General features: G+C 53.7%; 10 protein-coding genes, 2 tRNA genes and 3 rRNA genes. 2 read left to right on the top strand and 13 right to left on the bottom strand.

Annotation, left to right across the window (positions count from 1 at the left end):
- Window positions 1-7: 7 nt before the first annotated feature.
- Window positions 8-1,378: a DNA repair protein RadA gene (radA, locus tag ACW44H_RS16200; protein WP_447043780.1), complete on the bottom strand. Its 1,371-nt coding sequence runs from the start codon at window positions 1,376-1,378 to the stop codon at window positions 8-10.
- 163 nt (window positions 1,379-1,541) lie between these two features.
- Entirely contained in the window at window positions 1,542-1,988 is a 447-nt protein-coding gene (locus ACW44H_RS16205; protein ID WP_457505579.1) for a copper resistance protein NlpE N-terminal domain-containing protein, read from the bottom strand.
- A 167-nt stretch (window positions 1,989-2,155) separates the two neighbouring features.
- On the opposite strand from ACW44H_RS16205, the gene hisC reads away from it, so the two are divergent.
- The gene (hisC, locus tag ACW44H_RS16210) at window positions 2,156-3,217 is read left to right on the top strand and encodes a histidinol-phosphate transaminase (protein WP_457505580.1); all 1,062 of its coding nucleotides are present in this window, start codon (window positions 2,156-2,158) and stop codon (window positions 3,215-3,217) included.
- 229 nt (window positions 3,218-3,446) lie between these two features.
- Here the strand turns inward: hisC and rrf are convergent.
- The 11 genes from rrf to rluD form a co-directional block, all read right to left on the bottom strand.
- Window positions 3,447-3,562, bottom strand: a 5S ribosomal RNA gene (gene rrf, locus ACW44H_RS16215).
- A 149-nt stretch (window positions 3,563-3,711) separates the two neighbouring features.
- Window positions 3,712-6,601 (bottom strand): 23S ribosomal RNA (locus tag ACW44H_RS16220).
- A gap of 225 nt (window positions 6,602-6,826) precedes the next feature.
- Window positions 6,827-6,902 (bottom strand) — tRNA-Ala (locus tag ACW44H_RS16225).
- A gap of 103 nt (window positions 6,903-7,005) precedes the next feature.
- Window positions 7,006-7,082: transfer RNA gene (locus ACW44H_RS16230), tRNA-Ile, on the bottom strand.
- 116 nt (window positions 7,083-7,198) lie between these two features.
- A 16S ribosomal RNA gene (locus tag ACW44H_RS16235) occupies window positions 7,199-8,727 on the bottom strand.
- Together the 16S, 23S and 5S rRNA genes with 2 tRNA genes alongside form the textbook arrangement of a ribosomal RNA operon.
- Before the next feature lie 452 nt (window positions 8,728-9,179).
- Window positions 9,180-10,088: a CDP-diacylglycerol--serine O-phosphatidyltransferase gene (gene pssA / locus ACW44H_RS16240; protein ID WP_457505581.1), complete on the bottom strand. Its 909-nt coding sequence runs from the start codon at window positions 10,086-10,088 to the stop codon at window positions 9,180-9,182.
- A gap of 209 nt (window positions 10,089-10,297) precedes the next feature.
- Window positions 10,298-10,789, bottom strand: coding sequence for an acetolactate synthase small subunit (ilvN, locus tag ACW44H_RS16245; protein ID WP_007113940.1), 492 nt, complete (start codon window positions 10,787-10,789; stop codon window positions 10,298-10,300).
- Window positions 10,789-12,513, bottom strand: coding sequence for an acetolactate synthase 3 large subunit (locus ACW44H_RS16250; protein WP_457509067.1), 1,725 nt, complete (start codon window positions 12,511-12,513; stop codon window positions 10,789-10,791). Before ACW44H_RS16250 ends, ilvN begins: the two co-directional genes overlap by 1 nt.
- A gap of 425 nt (window positions 12,514-12,938) precedes the next feature.
- Window positions 12,939-15,536: an ATP-dependent chaperone ClpB gene (gene clpB / locus ACW44H_RS16255; protein WP_457505582.1), complete on the bottom strand. Its 2,598-nt coding sequence runs from the start codon at window positions 15,534-15,536 to the stop codon at window positions 12,939-12,941.
- 166 nt (window positions 15,537-15,702) lie between these two features.
- On the bottom strand, window positions 15,703-16,458 hold the full coding sequence (pgeF, locus tag ACW44H_RS16260; protein WP_457505583.1) for a peptidoglycan editing factor PgeF: 756 nt from the start codon (window positions 16,456-16,458) through the stop codon (window positions 15,703-15,705).
- Entirely contained in the window at window positions 16,455-17,414 is a 960-nt protein-coding gene (gene rluD / locus ACW44H_RS16265) for a 23S rRNA pseudouridine(1911/1915/1917) synthase RluD (RefSeq protein WP_113269483.1), read from the bottom strand. The genes pgeF and rluD overlap by 4 nt, the downstream gene beginning before the upstream one ends.
- 216 nt (window positions 17,415-17,630) lie before the next feature.
- Between rluD and ACW44H_RS16270 the strand changes: the two genes are divergently transcribed.
- Window positions 17,631-18,446 (top strand): outer membrane protein assembly factor BamD, encoded by an 816-nt coding sequence (locus ACW44H_RS16270; protein ID WP_113269482.1) that lies wholly within the window; start codon window positions 17,631-17,633, stop codon window positions 18,444-18,446.
- Window positions 18,447-18,616 lie beyond the last annotated feature (170 nt).

Below are 18,616 nucleotides of genomic sequence, written 5' to 3' on the forward strand. Positions count from 1 at the left end.
CGGACGCCTAGAGAGCCTCTAGCGCATCGCTAAGTTTGTCCACAGCGATCACTTCCATGCCCTTAGGCGCCTGTTTGGGCGCATTAGCGCGCGGTACGATGGCGCGCAGAAAACCATGCTTAGCAGCTTCGGCAATGCGTTCTTGGCCACTGGGTACTGGGCGTATTTCTCCCGACAACCCAACTTCACCAAATACCACTAATTCTTTGGGCAGTGCGCGGTTTTGCAGACTGGAGACGACCGCCAGCAGTACCGCCAAGTCAGCACTGGTTTCAAGCACTTTGACACCGCCGACAACATTTAAGAAGACGTCCTGGTCACCCGTAAACAGGCCACCGTGGCGATTAAGCACCGCAAGCAGCATGGCCAGCCGGTTTTGATCGACACCGACTGCGACACGGCGAGGATTGCCCAGTGCAGATTCATCTACCAGTGCCTGCACCTCGACCAAAATAGGTCGCGTACCTTCCCAGACAACCATCACCAAGCTTCCGGGAGCCTGCTCCTCTTGGCGGGAAAGAAAGATAGCGCTGGGGTTTTTAACCTCTTTAAGCCCTTGCTCAAGCATCGCAAAGACGCCTAACTCGTTGACAGCGCCAAAGCGGTTTTTCTGCCCTCGCAGTGTGCGAAAGCGTGAGTCCGCGCCGCCCTCTAATAACAGCGAGGCATCAATCATATGCTCGAGCACTTTAGGACCTGCCAGTGTGCCATCTTTAGTGACGTGGCCCACCAATAGCAAAACGGTGTTGGTCTTCTTAGCAAAGCGCGTTAGCGCCGCGGCTGACTCACGCACCTGGGCAACACCACCCGGCGCCGAACTTATATCTTCCAAATGCATGGTTTGGATTGAGTCGATCACCAGGATCTCTGGCTTTTCTCGCTCTGACACTGCCAGGATGGTTTCTACGCTGGTCTCGGCCAACATTTTCAAGCCATTGGTAGGCAATTGAAGACGGTGAGCACGCATCGCGACCTGAGAAAGCGACTCTTCGCCCGTTACATAGAGAATGCGCCGCTGTTGGGCCAATTTACAGGCCGTTTGAAGTAGCAGGGTCGATTTTCCAGCCCCTGGGTTGCCCCCTAGCAGCACCGCCGAGCCGGGTACGAGCCCACCACCTAAGACGCGATCGAACTCCGCAAACGTAGAACTCATACGAGGTACTTCGCTGAGATCAACATTACCGAGATCAATGACTTCCCGCGAGAGATCACCCGCATAGCCAGATCGACCAGGGGCTGCTCCGCTACCGGGACGAGCACTCGCTAAATGCACCTCGCTGAGAGTATTCCACTCTTGGCAACTGCTGCACTGCCCCTGCCATTTTCGGTACTCCGCGCCACACTCAGTACATACAAAGGCGCTTTTGGCTTTGGCCACTGCCATTACACTCCTGTTGCTATCGTTAAGTCGCAACGTTCAAACATTGTCGCTAGCGCTTAATATCATTTATCGCTTTTCACAGATGCCAGCTTGGCGCTCATTAGCCACAGCAAACACAAAAGGCGGCCACTGGCCGCCTTTTGTGCTGCTTACTAATGCTTTATTGGCGCGTTAGCTGCAGCATTTCACCATTTTCAAAACGGCGGCGTTCTGGGTCAATCAATTCCAGCGTGCTCTCATCAATACGCATGAAGTAATAGATTTGGCCATCGCCATCCGGCGTCAACTCATAGACGGTGGCGTCTGGGTCAGACGGCGTACCGGTCAGCACTTCCCAGTTACCCGCGTAGTTCTCATCCGGCGGTGTTTGGGGGTGGTTACGGTAGCTGGCGTTCAGCGTGAAGGTGCGCTCCTCGGCTGCACTCGTATCTTCACCCACCATTGTGACATCCAGATCGATACCATCGCAGTTACGGCAAGGTAGAGAGCCCTGATAAGTAGCCTGCGCTGTAGCCGCTTCTTCCTGTTGCTGTTCCATAGGGCTGCTCGCACAACCAGCTAGCAGTGCCAACATAGCCGAACCGGCTAGCAAACTCTTAAACTGCATAGAGTGTCTCCTTCATATCGTGTTGGACATCACATTTATTTACGCACACTTGTGACAGCATAACCGCTACAAGGTGCAACGCACACCCCCTAGCGATGCGAATGCTTGCGCTTCATTAGCCTTCAAGCGACCATAGCGTACATTGCTAAGATAATCAGGTTACCCCCATGAGCCAATACTGGAGCCCGGCCGTTCGCGAACTTACGCCTTACGTGCCCGGCGAGCAGACACGCGAGCGTGTTATCAAGCTCAATACCAATGAAAACCCTTACCCCCCTGCACCGGGCGTCGGTGAGGTACTGCGCGATTACGCTACTGATCATCTACGCCTTTACCCGGACCCAACTTCCGCAGCACTGCGTGATGCGTTGGCGGAGACGCTTCAGGTAACGAGTAGCCAAGTCTTTGTTGGTAATGGATCCGATGAGGTTCTCGCGTTTGCTTTTCAAGCCTTCTTTTGCCACCAAGCGCCGCTTGATGTACCTGCTATTACTTACAGCTTTTACCCGGTTTACGCCAATCTCTACGGCGTAGCGCTGCGCAAGCACCCGCTCACTGCCAACTGGGAGGTCAATATTGATGCTCTTGCAGCGAGTCCTGAACGCAGCGGGATTATTTTCGCTAACCCCAATGCGCCTACCGGTCACGCACATTCGCTTACGACGATTGAGGCGCTACTTAAGCGAGTTACAGATCGCGTGGTTCTGGTGGATGAAGCGTACGTGGACTTTGGCGCTGAGAGCGCCGTAACGCTCATTGACCGTTACCCCAACCTGCTGGTCACCGGGACATTTTCCAAGTCACGCAGTTTGGCAGGCTTACGCTTAGGCTATGCGGTGGGCTCTGAAGAACTCATTGATGGCCTGCTGCGGGTGAAAGACTCGTTTAACTCTTACCCAGTCGATAGTTTGGCAAGCTTGGTGGGTATCGCTGCACTCAAAGATGTCGAGCATTTCGAAGCCTGTCGAGAACGTGTAATTACTACCCGTGAACGTACCCGCCAGCGCCTTGAGACGCTGGGCTTTGAGGTACTCCCTTCTAAAGCGAATTTTTTGCTAGCCCAGCACCCCAATTATGAAGGCGCACAACTCTTTGCTAGCCTACGCGAGCGGGGCATTCTGATACGTCATTTTAATACCACTGAGCTCAACAACTTCTTGCGTATCACTATCGGCACCGATGATGAAATGGATAGCTTGATTGAAGCGCTAGAGACGATCTGCGGATAGCCTTCTTATCTCTACTTCCTCTTTGGGCACTGTAAGCTGCCCTTTTGTCGGCTGTTTTTCTTCCGCCCAGCAAAAAGCCCCGTGCACTCAGTGCTCGGGGCTTTTTACGGTATAAGTGCCTGACGATGTCCAGGGCGGCTCTCCGCTACTCTACTTGGAAGACCCCTTGTTTTTCTTTCGTGCAAATAAAATACCCCAGCTTCTTTCGAAGCTGGGGTACGGTATAAGTGCCTGACGATGACCTACTCTCGCATGGGGAGACCCCACACTACCATCGGCGCTAAGCGGTTTCACTGCTGAGTTCGGCAAGGGATCAGGTGGTTCACGCTCGCTATGGTCGTCAGGCGTAACTGGCTGTATATCATGCTGACTAGCGTTTGCTATCTTGTGATCGTCTCATTGTGCCGCCCCCACGTTATGTTGTTTGGGCCACACGCTGCGTATCCGGTGTTTAATGTGTCGTTATCACTACGACCAGACCCCTTGGGTGTTATAGGGTCAAGCCTCACGGGCCATTAGTACACGTTAGCTCAACGCCTTGCAGCGCTTCCACACCGTGCCTATCAACCAGCTGGTCTCGCTGGGCCCTTCAGGAGGCTCTAGGCCTCAGGGATGTCTCATCTTGAAGGGGGCTTCCCGCTTAGATGCTTTCAGCGGTTATCCCGTCCGACCATAGCTACCCGGCAATGCCACTGGCGTGACAACCGGAACACCAGAGGGTCGTCCACTCCGGTCCTCTCGTACTAGGAGCAGCCCTTCTCAAACATCCAACGCCCACGGCAGATAGGGACCGAACTGTCTCACGACGTTCTAAACCCAGCTCGCGTACCACTTTAAATGGCGAACAGCCATACCCTTGGGACCGACTTCAGCCCCAGGATGTGATGAGCCGACATCGAGGTGCCAAACACCGCCGTCGATGTGAACTCTTGGGCGGTATCAGCCTGTTATCCCCGGAGTACCTTTTATCCGTTGAGCGATGGCCCTTCCATACAGAACCACCGGATCACTAGAACCTGCTTTCGCACCTGCTCGACGTGTCTGTCTCGCAGTCAAGCACCCTTATGCTCTTGCACTCAATGCACGATGTCCGACCGTGCTGAGGGTACCTTCGTGCTCCTCCGTTACTCTTTAGGAGGAGACCGCCCCAGTCAAACTACCCACCACACACTGTCCTCGATCCGGATAACGGACCTGAGTGAGAACGCCAATGATGCCAGGCTGGTATTTCAAGGTTGGCTCCCTTCGAACTGGCGTCCGAAGTTCAAAGCCTCCCAGCTATCCTACACAGGCAACATCAGCGTCCAGTGTGAAGCTATAGTAAAGGTTCACGGGGTCTTTCCGTCTAGCCGCGGGTACACCGCATCTTCACGGCGATTTCAATTTCACTGAGTCTCGGGTGGAGACAGCGTGGCCATCATTACGCCATTCGTGCAGGTCGGAACTTACCCGACAAGGAATTTCGCTACCTTAGGACCGTTATAGTTACGGCCGCCGTTTACCGGGGCTTCAATCAAGAGCTTCGCCTTACGGCTAACACCATCATTTAACCTTCCGGCACCGGGCAGGCGTCACACCCTATACGTCCGCTTGCGCGTTAGCAGAGTGCTGTGTTTTTAATAAACAGTTGCAGCCACCTGGTATCTTCGACCGGTTCGGGCTTAGAGAGCAAGTCTCATCACCCTACGCCGGCGTGCCTTCTCCCGAAGTTACGGCACCATTTTGCCTAGTTCCTTCACCCGAGTTCTCTCAAGCGCCTTGGGATTCTCACCCTGACCACCTGTGTCGGTTTGGGGTACGGTCGCACATGATCTGAAGCTTAGAGGCTTTTCCTGGAAGCGTGGCATCAGTGACTTCCTGACCGTGGTCAGTTCGTTTCGCATCTCGGCTTTAAGATCCCGGATTTGCCTAAGATCTCGGCCTACATGCTTTCACCAGGACAACCAACGCCTGGCTCACCTAGCCTTCTTCGTCCCCCCATCGCAACCATGTCCGGTACGGGAATATTGACCCGTTTCCCATCGACTACGCCTTTCGGCCTCGCCTTAGGGGCCGACTCACTCTGCTCCGATTAGCGTCGAACAGAAACCCTTGGTCTTCCGGCGAGGGAGTTTTTCACTCCCTTTATCGTTACTCATGTCAGCATTCGCACTCGTGATACCTCCAGCGAACTTCTCAATTCACCTTCATTGGCTTACACGACGCTCCTCTACCGCTCACACCTAAGTGTGAACCCGTAGCTTCGGTACCTGGTTTAGCCCCGTTACATCTTCCGCGCAGGCCGACTCGACTAGTGAGCTATTACGCTTTCTTTAAAGGATGGCTGCTTCTAAGCCAACCTCCTAGCTGTCTGAGCCTTCCCACATCGTTTCCCACTTAACCAGGATTTCGGGACCTTAGCTGACGGTCTGGGTTGTTTCCCTTTTCACGACGGACGTTAGCACCCGCCGTGTGTCTCCCACGCGTTACTCACCGGTATTCGGAGTTTGCCTCGGGTTGGTAAGTCGGGATGACCCCCTAGCCGAAACAGTGCTCTACCCCCGGCGGTACTACATGAGGCGCTACCTAAATAGCTTTCGAGGAGAACCAGCTATCTCCGAGCTTGATTAGCCTTTCACTCCGATCCACAAGTCATCCAAATCTTTTTCAACAGATCCTGGTTCGGGCCTCCAATTGATGTTACTCAATCTTCACCCTGCTCATGGATAGATCGCTCGGTTTCGGGTCTATATCCAGCGACTGTGTCGCCCAGTTAAGACTCGGTTTCCCTACGGCTCCCCTATACGGTTAACCTCGCCACTGAATATAAGTCGCTGACCCATTATACAAAAGGTACGCAGTCACAGAACAAGTCTGCTCCTACTGCTTGTACGCACACGGTTTCAGGATCTATTTCACTCCCCTCTCCGGGGTTCTTTTCGCCTTTCCCTCACGGTACTGGTTCACTATCGGTCAGCCAGGAGTATTTAGCCTTGGAGGATGGTCCCCCCGTCTTCAGTCAAGGTTTCTCGTGCCCCGACCTACTCGATTTCACATGATCAGATTTTCGACTACGGGGCTATCACCCGCTACGGCCGCGCTTCCCAACGCGTTCGCCTAATCAGTCTCATGCTTAAGGGCTGGTCCCCGTTCGCTCGCCGCTACTAGGGGAATCTCGGTTGATTTCTTTTCCTCAGGGTACTTAGATGTTTCAGTTCCCCTGGTTCGCCTCGTACACCTATGTATTCAGTGCATGATACTCATCTTATGATGAGTGGGTTTCCCCATTCAGAGATGTCCGGGTCACAGGTTGTTGCCACCTCACCGAACCTTATCGCAGGCTACCACGTCTTTCATCGCCTCTGGCTGCCTAGGCATCCACCGTGTGCGCTTCATTGCTTGACCCTATAACCCGAAGGAGTCTGGGGTTCGCAATGATAACGTTTCATTTTGCCGGATACGCTTGAGACGTATCACAATTTAAGACCACTTCTTGCGAAGTGTTCTTGTCAGCATGATATACATTGTTAAAGAGCAGCTGTTCAATGAACAGTGATAAGGCGACGCTTAGCGTACGACTTATCAATGGTCACGAAACATCAACAAACGGCATGTAAGATAAGGACTTAATGGTGGAGCCAAGCGGGATCGAACCGCTGACCTCCTGCGTGCAAGGCAGGCGCTCTCCCAGCTGAGCTATGGCCCCATTGTATCATGCCGTCTTCCACAAATTTCTGTAAGACAAGGCAAAATGCGACGACGTATAGCCTGCTATACGAGGAGCATTTTAACGCAGTATTACAGGAATTTGGTGGGTCTGGGCAGACTTGAACTGCCGACCTCACCCTTATCAGGGGTGCGCTCTAACCAACTGAGCTACAGACCCGGGTATTCCGCTGCCAGTTTGAACTAATCACTCAAACACAGCCGAAAAACTACCGTTTGCTCTATGATCTGATCAGGTAATTCATTGTGGACGCTTATTAACTGTGACGCATCGTTTAAGGAGGTGATCCAGCCGCAGGTTCCCCTACGGCTACCTTGTTACGACTTCACCCCAGTCATGAACCACACCGTGGTGATCGCCCTCTTGCGTTAGGCTAACCACTTCTGGTGCAGTCCACTCCCATGGTGTGACGGGCGGTGTGTACAAGGCCCGGGAACGTATTCACCGTGACATTCTGATTCACGATTACTAGCGATTCCGACTTCACGGAGTCGAGTTGCAGACTCCGATCCGGACTGAGACCGGCTTTAAGGGATTCGCTGACTCTCGCGAGCTCGCAGCCCTTTGTACCGGCCATTGTAGCACGTGTGTAGCCCTACCCGTAAGGGCCATGATGACTTGACGTCGTCCCCACCTTCCTCCGGTTTGTCACCGGCAGTCTCCTTAGAGTTCCCGACATTACTCGCTGGCAAATAAGGACAAGGGTTGCGCTCGTTACGGGACTTAACCCAACATTTCACAACACGAGCTGACGACAGCCATGCAGCACCTGTCTCTGCGTTCCCGAAGGCACCCCGGAATCTCTTCCGGGTTCGCAGGATGTCAAGGGTAGGTAAGGTTCTTCGCGTTGCATCGAATTAAACCACATGCTCCACCGCTTGTGCGGGCCCCCGTCAATTCATTTGAGTTTTAACCTTGCGGCCGTACTCCCCAGGCGGTCGACTTATCGCGTTAACTTCGCCACAAAGTGCGCTAGGCACCCAACGGCTGGTCGACATCGTTTACGGCGTGGACTACCAGGGTATCTAATCCTGTTTGCTACCCACGCTTTCGCACCTCAGTGTCAGTGTCAGTCCAGAAGGCCGCCTTCGCCACTGGTATTCCTCCCGATCTCTACGCATTTCACCGCTACACCGGGAATTCTACCTTCCTCTCCTGCACTCTAGCCTGACAGTTCCGGATGCCGTTCCCAGGTTGAGCCCGGGGCTTTCACAACCGGCTTATCAAGCCACCTACGCGCGCTTTACGCCCAGTAATTCCGATTAACGCTTGCACCCTCCGTATTACCGCGGCTGCTGGCACGGAGTTAGCCGGTGCTTCTTCTGCGAGTGATGTCTTTCCTGGCGGGTATTAACCGCCAGGCGTTCTTCCTCGCTGAAAGTGCTTTACAACCCGAGGGCCTTCTTCACACACGCGGCATGGCTGGATCAGGGTTGCCCCCATTGTCCAATATTCCCCACTGCTGCCTCCCGTAGGAGTTCGGGCCGTGTCTCAGTCCCGATGTGGCTGATCATCCTCTCAGACCAGCTACGGATCGTTGCCTTGGTGAGCCATTACCTCACCAACTAGCTAATCCGACATAGGCTCATCCAATAGCGGGAGCCGGAGCCCCCTTTCTCCCGTAGGACGTATGCGGTATTAGCCTGGGTTTCCCCAGGTTATCCCCCACTACCGGGCAGATTCCTATGCATTACTCACCCGTCCGCCGCTCGTCAGCATCCCGAAGGACCTGTTACCGCTCGACTTGCATGTGTTAGGCCTGCCGCCAGCGTTCAATCTGAGCCATGATCAAACTCTTCAGTTTAAAATCATTGTGATCCTTACTTGTCACTCGAAAGTGACAAAAGCGGATCAAACTTGGCTCAAGGTTCAAACGAATTCACTGTGATACTCCTAAGAGTATCGTTGTGTTCGCCTGCCTTGATATTTAGTGATTTGTCACTAACATCAGCAAGCGCCCACATGAATTACCTGATCAAATTGTTAAAGAGCTGTTTCGCTATAGACGCTGCTTAAAGCAACGTGGCCGCCGTTGAACTGGCTTGCCTCAGCGAGGAAGGCGTATTCTACGCATTTCCTGACGCTTGTCAATATACGATTTTTAAAACCGCTAACTCGTTGACAAGCCGAAGGTTTTCACCTTCATTCACCGCTGGCAACGCTTGGCGTCCCCGGCAGCGGATGCGTACTTTACGGATTCGCTGCCGGGTTGGCAAGGGGGCGTTATAAAAAAACATGAAAAAGTTTTAACCGGCATTAGCTCTTGGTTTTTGCTTTGCGCATAACAGCCAAAAAAGGGCCTGAAGCCACGTAGGTACCAAACAGTAGTAGCAGCATCACGGAAGGCTCAACAGAGATCATTACGAAAGCCAGAACAATGGCCAACAGCACCACAAAGGGTACTGGCTTTTTAAAGTCGAGATCCTTGAAGCTGTAGTAGCGGATATTGCTCACCATTAATACGCCTGCTGCTGCCACCACTACCAACATCAATAGCTTGAAGCCAAAGGCATCCGCATCAAAGCTATGAAAAGTCCATACACTCGCGGCTACCAGCGCTGCGGCAGAGGGGCTCGGCAAGCCGATAAACCATTTCTTATCAACACTGCCAATCTGGACATTAAAGCGCGCAAGACGAAGCGCTGCGCAGGCAACGTAAAGGAAGGCGACCACCCAGCCTGTCTTACCAATGTCTTGAAGAATCCAGGTAAAGGCGACTAACGCGGGCGCCATACCAAAGGAAATCATATCCGCCAAGCTATCATACTCAGCCCCAAACTCACTTTGCGTATTGGTCATTCGTGCGACACGGCCATCCAAGCCATCCAGCACCATGGCAATAAAGATCGCGACGGCAGCTGAGGTAAACTCACCATTAATGCCAGCGACAACCGCAAAGAAGCCGGCAAAAAGCGCCGACGTAGTGAATAAGTTGGGAAGTAAATAGATACCCCGACGACGAATCTTTTTACCGTCCTCAACGGTCTCCTCAACCACTTCGGTTTCACGCAAGAAGGCAGTCGCTAAATCCTCGTTGCCAACGACTTCTGACTGGTCAGCATTGTCTGGCTGCTCAGCCTTACCAGCCTTATCAAGCTGGCCTGAATTTGGTTGCTCAGAGTTTGAGTGCTCTTGATCGCGAGCGTCCTGTGTCATAGGTTTCATCCATTAAAAGTGAAGTCACGTGAACAGTGATCGCTCTCATTCTACACGGTGAGTGCCACTCAGCCAGCCAATTGCTGTATTGATGCCCTGGGCACCGAGGTCAGCGAGCGTTAACAAACTAATAACTAATAAAAAGCGCCGCTCCGGTGAAGGAGCGGCGCTTATGCTTACGTTTAAGTGATTGCTTTTGAAGCGACGTACTTTCGGGCTTAGAGCGACAAAACCTTATCACCCCGGGCAATCCCCGAAACACCCGTACGGGCAACTTCAAGAATACCCACCGGCGCCATAGCCTGAAGAAAGGCATCCAGCTTGCCCGCGTCGCCGGTGATCTGCACGGTATAAAGGCTTGGCGTGACATCGACGATCTGCGCACGGAAGATATCCACCGTGCGCTTCACTTCATCGCGCGCCGCGCCAAGCGCTTTCACCTTGACCAACATCAGTTCACGCTCGATATGGTTACCTTCGGTGAGATCCACCAGCTTAACCACATCGATCAGCTTATTGAGATGCTTGGTAATCTGCTCAATCACTCGGTCATCGCCCACGGTAGTCACCGTTAAGCGCGACAGTGACGGGTCTTCCGTGGGCGCCACATTAAGCGTTTCAATATTAAAGTTACGCTGGGAGAACAACCCGACTACACGTGACAGCGCACCCGGTTCATTTTCTAACAGAATCGAGATGATATGACGCATCAGGTACGCTCCGTTTTAGACAGCAGCATGTCACGCATGGCACCTAACGGCACCTGCATCGGATAGACGTGCTCAAAGGGGTCGACCTTCACGTCAAGAAATACCAGCTCATGCTTGTCAGCAAACGCACGCTCTAGCGCTGGCTCAAGCTCGTCAAGCGTATTAACAGTAATCGCCGTAAACCCGTACGCCTCAATCAACATATGAAAGTCAGGTAGCGACTCCATGTAAGAGTGAGCGTGACGTGATTTATAGTTCAAATCCTGCCACTGACGCACCATGCCCAGCGATGCATTGTTAAGGTTGACGATCTTAACGCCTACCCCGTACTGCTTACAGGTGGAGAGTTCCTGCATCATCATCTGGAAACTGCCTTCACCGGTGACACATACAACGTCATCATCCGGGAAGTTCTGCTTAATCCCCATCGCGGCGGGAAAGCCAAAGCCCATTGTGCCCAAACCACCCGAGGTAATCAGTCGGTTAGGTTTATCAAATTTGTAGTACTGCGCCGCGAACATCTGGTGCTGACCAACATCGGTTGTCACGTAGGCTTCGCCCCGAGTCACACGGCAAAGCGCTTCGACCACTTCTTGAGGCTTAAGCAATTCACCCGGCTTGGAAGACTCGTAAAGCTTGCCTTCACGATCGGCGCGCCAGCCGTCAATTTTCTCCCACCACTCTGCCAATGCTTCAGGATGGGCAATCGTATGGCCCTGCACCAAGCTGATCATCTCATTGATAACACTGGAAGCCGGTCCGACGATCGGCACATCCGCACGCACCGTTTTAGAAATCGAACTTGGATCGACATCCACATGAATGATTTTGGCTGTGGGGCAGAACTTTGACGTGTTGTTGGTCACGCGATCATCAAAACGCGCCCCAATGGCAATAATCAGGTCGGCATGGTGCATGGCCATATTCGATTCATAAGAACCGTGCATGCCCAGCCAGCCCAAACACTGCCGGTCACTTTGAGGATACGCGCCAATGCCCATTAAGGTGGTAGTAATCGGGTAACCCAACTGCTTGACCAGATCGGTCAAGCCTTCGCTGGCTTTGCCCGTCACCACGCCGCCACCGGTATAAAACACCGGGCGCTTGGCTTTGAGCATCATTTCCACAGCCTTTTTGATCTGCCCCGTATGGCCGCGCGTAACCGGGTTGTACGAACGCAGTTTGACCTTTTTCGGGTAAACGTATTCATAGCGCTCGGTGGGGGCGGTCATATCTTTAGGGATATCGACGACCACCGGGCCGGGGCGGCCGGTCGACGCCAAATAGAAGGCTTTTTTCAGCACTTCAGGGATTTCAGAGGGGTGACGAATTGAGAAGCTGTGCTTCACGATCGGGCGTGTCACACCAATGATATCGGTTTCCTGGAAGGCGTCTTCACCGATCAAATGGCTCGCCACCTGACCACACAGCACCACCATGGGAATTGAGTCCATGTAGGCGGTGGCAATGCCGGTGACGGCATTCGTAGCACCCGGGCCTGAGGTCACTAGCACACAGCCCGCTTTACCCGAGGCTCGGGCATAACCATCGGCAGCGTGGGTAGCCGCCTGCTCGTGACGCACCAAAATGTGCTTCACCTTGTCCTGGCGGAAGAGTGCATCGTAAATATGCAGCGCTGCACCGCCGGGGTAACCATAAATGTATTCGATGCCCTCATCTTGCAAGAAGCGGGCGATCATATCTGCGCCGGAAAGCAGTTCCACTGTATTTCTCCCCTGGAGGTCTCGAGTGCGATCCACAGGACATCCTGTGGTGTCGAGTGCGGCGGTATGCCGCTGCCGGCCCATGCCGGCACCTGATGCCAAACCCTGGCATATGGCCCGGTTAGGGCCTGCACTCTCATCACGGCGGATCGCCGTGTCGGGGCGTTGGCCAGGTTGAGCGGTTAGCCCAGCCCGGAAGTCCTTCGGCGGGTAGAGGCCTTCGCCTACCCTTCGCGCGGGGATTAGGGGTTGCCCGTGGAATCCGCGCCCGCAAATCAGGAACCGACAAGATTCCATTAGCGCTGGCAGCCTGTCAACCTCCTATCGGGGCTAGCCCACCAAAGGTAGTAAAAGCGCGCACAAAAAAGCCCCGCTGGCGCTCGCCAGCGGGGCTAATTGGGCAGATTAATAAAGCAAGTAAGCGCTTATGAGGTAAATACCAGCTTGCCCTCTTCCGCATTGATATGAATGGTGTCGCCGGGTGCAAATTTGCCTCCCAACAGATCTTGCGCCAGCGGGTTCTCAATACGGCTTTGAATTGCCCGCTTGAGTGGCCGCGCTCCATACACGGGGTCGAAGCCGACTACCGCCAGTTGCGCCATTGCCTCAGGGCTGACCTCAAGTTTCAAGTCGTGCTCAGCAAGGCGCACCTTCAAGCGCTCCAATTGAATACCGGCAATCGCCTGAATCTGCTCCTGGCCGAGGGCGTGGAACACCACAACTTCATCGATACGGTTAATGAGTTCAGGCCGGAAGTGGTTACCCACCACCTCCATGACCATGTTTTTCATCGACTCATAGTCACTATCTTTATCAGCACTAACGTCGCCGCCCATACGCTGGATAATATCCGAGCCCATATTAGAGGTCATCACGATGACGGTATTGCGGAAGTCCACCGTACGGCCCTGACCGTCGGTTAAGCGGCCATCTTCCAACACCTGGAGCAGAATATTGAAGACATCCGGGTGGGCTTTTTCCACCTCATCAAGTAGCAGCACGGAATATGGCTTGCGCCGCACGGCTTCGGTTAAATAGCCGCCCTCTTCGTAGCCGACATAGCCAGGAGGCGCACCGATCAAGCGAGCCACGGAGTGCTTCTCCATAAACTCCGACATATCGATACGTACCATCGCCTCTTCAGTATCGAACAGGAAGTTAGCCAGCGACTTGCACAGTTCGGTCTTACCCACCCCGGTGGGACCGAGGAACAGGAAGGAGCCATTGGGACGGTTGGGGTCGGAAAGCCCCGCCCGGGAGCGGCGTACCGCGTTGGCTACCGCCTCGACGGCTTCATCCTGACCGATCACCCGCTCATGTAGCGCCTCCTCCATGCGCAGAAGCTTATCACGTTCGCCTTCCAGCATTTTGGAGACCGGAATGCCCGTCCAGCGCGAGACCACTTCAGCGATCTCTTCCTCAGTGACGTTAGAGCGCAGCAACTGGTGACTGGAGGTGTCCGTTTCGCCTTCACCGCTTTCGGCAATTCGCTTCTCCAATGCTGGGATCTTGCCGTACTGAATTTCCGACATACGCCCCAAATCGCCCTGACGACGCGCCTGTTCCAGGTCAATACGCGCCTGTTCAAGCTCTGCTTTAAACTGGGCAGCCCCTTGAATACTGGCTTTCTCGGCTTTCCAGATTTCATCAAGATCGGCGTATTCGCGCTCTAATTCATGAATCTGGTTATTGAGTGCTTCCAGGCGCTTTTTGGTCGCCTCATCGGTCTCCTTCTTGAGCGCTTCACGTTCCATTTTGAGTTGAATCAGGCGTCGATCCAGGCGATCCATCTCTTCAGGCTTGGAGTCCAACTCCATACGGATACGCGACGCAGCCTCATCAATCAGGTCAATGGCCTTATCGGGCAGTTGACGATCGGTGATATAGCGCGTCGAAAGCTTGGCCGCGGCAATAATTGCCGAGTCGGTGATATCCACGCCATGGTGCACTTCGTAGCGCTCTTTGAGGCCTCGCAGAATCGCGATGGTGTCCTCTTCGGAAGGCTCATCTACCAACACTTTCTGGAAGCGACGCTCCAGGGCCGCGTCTTTCTCGATGTACTTGCGGTACTCATCTAGCGTCGTTGCGCCTACACAATGCAGCTCGCCGCGGGCCAGCGCGGGCTTGAGCATGTTGCCTGCATCCATCGCGCCTTCGGCTTTGCCGGCGCCGACCATGGTGTGCAGCTCGTCGATAAACAGGATCACCCGCCCCTCTTCCTGGGAGAGCTCTTTAAGCACCGCTTTTAAGCGCTCTTCAAACTCGCCGCGGAATTTGGCACCTGCCAACAGCGAGCCCATATCCAGCGAGAGCACACGCTTGTCTTTTAAACCTTCGGGCACTTCGCCGTTAACAATACGCTGAGCCAACCCTTCGACGATGGCGGTTTTACCCACGCCCGGCTCGCCGATTAAGACAGGATTATTTTTGGTGCGCCGTTGCAGCACTTGAATGGTACGGCGAATCTCATCGTCACGACCAATGACGGGATCGAGCTTGCCATCCAGTGCCCGCTGAGTAAGGTCGAGGGTGTATTTATTGAGCGCTTCGCGCTGATCTTCAGCGTTAGGATCATCGACCGTAGCGCCGCCGCGCAGGCTATTAATAGCCGCTTCGAGGGCTTTACGGTTAATGCCCGCTTCTTTAAGCAACTTGGTAATCGCTGAATTCATTTCCAGCGCCGCCAACAGCACTAGCTCACTGGCGATAAACTGGTCGCCACGTTTCTGCGCTTCGCGATCGGTTAAATTGAAAAGCTTGATGAAGTCCCGCGAAGGCTGTACTTCGCCGTCGAATTGCCCCACCTTGGGCAAGTTATCTAACTGCTGAACCAGCCCATCGCGCAGGCGCGAGGGATTACCCTCGGCTTTTTCGATCAGGGCTTTAATACCGGTGTCTTTGGTGTCGAGCAGGGCTAGCAGCAAATGTGCTGGATCTAACTGATTATGGCCGCGGCCAACGGCGAGCGACTGCGCCTCGGCAATCGCGCTTTGAAGCTTGGCGGTAAATTTATCAAAACGCATGAAGTTCCTCCTGGGGTAGCCGTGCGTTTGGACGCACCGCGTGACCCGATAACGTGTCATTAGACATGCTAAATCACTATTAGCTTGACAAGTTAAATGGCGTCAGTTCCACGCTTTTCAAGAGGTATTACTGTAAACCGCTAGCTTATGGAATCATTTATCGGCGTTAATTGATCCAGATCACGCTTGCCATGCGTCCCGTTTTGCCACCATCGCGACGGAAGGAATAAAAGCGCGATTCACAGGCGGTACAGAAGTGGCCACCGCTTATGTGATTAACGCCCAACGCCTCTAACCGAAACCGCGCCAGCCGGTAAAGGTCGGCCATATAGTGGCCCAATCGATAGGGGCTATGGTCAAAAGCATCAGCGATATCAGGATGCACCGCCACAAAAGCGCCATAGACTTCCGGGCCAACCTCAAACTGGGCATTTGAAATAGCGGGCCCTAACCACACCAAAATGTCGTCAGGATCCGTATTCATGGCGGCAATCGTCGCTTCCAATACACCACCTGCCAAGCCGCGCCACCCTGCATGAGCAACCGCCACCTGGGTACCCGCTCGATTGCAGAACATCACCGGCAGGCAGTCTGCCGTCAGCACCACGCAAGCGTACTCGTTGGAGGTCGCAAGCGCGGCATCCGCGTCTGCAACATCGGGTTGGTAAATCTGCTGAACGCGGGCGCCATGCGTTTGGTTCAGCCACAACAGTGGCCGCTCATCCCCAATCTCTTTTTGCAACAAACGCCGACATAGCGCGACATGATCCGGGTTATCACCGACATGAGCAGCCGTATTAAAAGCAGCGAACTCACCCTGGCTAGGTCCCGATTCGCGGGTGGTCACAAAGGCACGAACATTGGCCGGCGCAGGCCAGTCAGGCACTAAAAGCGTCGGCCGTAAATTTATGGCATCGCTCATCGCATCGTCTCATTATCTTCGCGCAGGTAATCCAACAACATTAGCAAATCATCGGGAAGGTCTGCCCGAAAGGTTAATGTTTCGCCACTTACTGGATGTTTGAAAATCAATTTCCGCGCATGGAGGGCCTGGCGAGGAAACTCCCGCAAAATCTCCTTCAACGGCTCCGCCGCGCCTGGCGGCAACTTGGCACGCCCGCCATACATAGGGTCACCAATCAGCGGATAACGGGCATGGGCCATGTGCACCCTAATTTGGTGAGTACGTCCGGTTTCGAGCTTACAGCGCACATGGGTATGGGCACGAAACCGCTCAACCACACGAAAATGGGTAACCGCCGGTTTGCCCGATGTCGTTACCGCTTGGCGCTTACGGTCTTTAGGATGACGGCCAATCGGCGCATCAATAGTACTACCCGATACCGGCTTACCAATGACCACCGCGTCGTATTGGCGCGACACGCTGCGCGCCTGCAACTGATCAACCAGGGCTGTTTGCGCAGGTAGCGTTTTTGCCACCATCATCAAGCCAGTCGTGTCTTTATCCAAACGATGGACAATACCTGCTCGGGGCACTTCCGCCAACGCCGGGTGGTGATGGAGTAGCGCATTTAACAGCGTGCCATCCGGGTTGCCAGCGGCTGGATGCACCACCATGCCTGCCGCTTTATTGATCACCATGACCGTGTCGTCTTCATAAACGACATCCAGCGCAATGTCCTGCGCTTCAAAACGCGTGTCGTCTTCAATAGTGGCCTGCAGCGCCAGCACTTCATGGCCATGCAGCTTTGCTTTCGGCTTGGCTTGTGCGCCATCCACCGTCAACTCACCCGCGTTAATCCACGCTTTTAAGCGTTCGCGCGAGTAATCGCTGAACAACTCCGCCGCCGCTTGGTCCAACCGTGCACCGGCTAACGTAGCGGGCACGCGCTGCGTGTCTTCAACTATTCGAGACATGAAAAACCTCTTTAAGACGCAAAAAGCCCCAGCAAAGCGAAAAAATTAACCCCGGCCTGGAAAAATACCCGTTGACGACAACCGACGAAACGTCGCTAAGCCTGCGTTTTATGCCGAGGTGTTTTATAGTGGGCGGACTGCGACCTATTCTACCATTTCTACTTATGGCCATCGCCGCTTTTTGGTGATTGAGGCTTGTTTGCAACGAGGATGATGATGCGCGTTTTTTCAGCTGCCAACCGCTTTGGTGCTCTAGCCCTAAGCCTTGCCCTTTTAGCGGGCTGTGCGAGTAACGATACCAGCGAAGAAGAAGATGATGAATTTGCTGGTGTGCAGGAGCGTGAGCTCTATGAATTGGCCCGCACGGCCCTAGACAGCAACCGTTACCCGATTGCGATAGAGCGCTTAGAAGCGCTAGATACCCGCTATCCCTTTGGCGCACATGCAGAACAAGCACAACTTGAGCTGATCTATGCCTACTACGAAAACAGCGAATGGGAAGAAGCCCGGGCAGCAGCTAGCCGCTTTATTCGTCTTCACCCCGACCACCCGCAAGTAGACTACGCCTACTATCTCCGCGGCCTTTCTGCTTGGCAAGCGGGTCGTTTTAGCCTAGAGCGCCTGCGCCTGATTGATATCTCAAAGCGTGACTTAGGTGCCTCTCGCGATGCCTATAATGACTTCCGCGAGTTGATTCAACGCTACCCGCAAAGTGAATACGCGGCGGATTCACAACAGCGTATTGTTTATCTGCGTGAGCTGTTGGCCCGCCATGAATTACACGTCGCTGATTACTATCTTCGTCGGGGGGCTTATTTGGCGGCTGTTGAGCGTGGCCGCTGGGTCATCGAAAACTATCCAGAATCCAGCGCTACCCGTGATGCACTGGCCACTATGGTAGAAGGTTACCGAGGACTGGAGATGGATGATCGCGCCAGTGAAGTCTTAGCGGTACTGCAAGAAAACGCGCCAGACCATGAGCAGTTGCAGGGCAGCCGTTTTATACCTAAGCATTTAGATCAAAATGATTAAGGCTTTGAAAGGCCTCACTAATTAAACGCTGTACAACTTTCGCTTACTAAACCACGCCTCGGCGTGGTTTTTTTGTGAGAGCACCTAGAAAAACATTAACTTTCAGCGACTCGCTAAAAAAAAGCACGACCTGTACAAATAATCGATATTATCTATACAATTATTGTACA

The organism is Vreelandella sulfidaeris Esulfide1, assembly GCF_054072535.1.

What these genes read in the sequence shown, in the direction of transcription:
- ACW44H_RS16205 (WP_457505579.1), bottom strand. Translation starts at nt 1,988, where the DNA reads ATGCAGTTTAAGAGTTTGCTAGCCGGTTCGGCTATGTTGGCACTGCTA.
- hisC (WP_457505580.1), top strand. Translation starts at nt 2,156, where the DNA reads ATGAGCCAATACTGGAGCCCGGCCGTTCGCGAACTTACGCCTTACGTG.
- pssA (WP_457505581.1), bottom strand. Translation starts at nt 10,088, where the DNA reads ATGAAACCTATGACACAGGACGCTCGCGATCAAGAGCACTCAAACTCT.
- ilvN (WP_007113940.1), bottom strand. Translation starts at nt 10,789, where the DNA reads ATGCGTCATATCATCTCGATTCTGTTAGAAAATGAACCGGGTGCGCTG.
- clpB (WP_457505582.1), bottom strand. Translation starts at nt 15,536, where the DNA reads ATGCGTTTTGATAAATTTACCGCCAAGCTTCAAAGCGCGATTGCCGAG.
- pgeF (WP_457505583.1), bottom strand. Translation starts at nt 16,458, where the DNA reads ATGAGCGATGCCATAAATTTACGGCCGACGCTTTTAGTGCCTGACTGG.
- rluD (WP_113269483.1), bottom strand. Translation starts at nt 17,414, where the DNA reads ATGTCTCGAATAGTTGAAGACACGCAGCGCGTGCCCGCTACGTTAGCC.
- ACW44H_RS16270 (WP_113269482.1), top strand. Translation starts at nt 17,631, where the DNA reads ATGCGCGTTTTTTCAGCTGCCAACCGCTTTGGTGCTCTAGCCCTAAGC.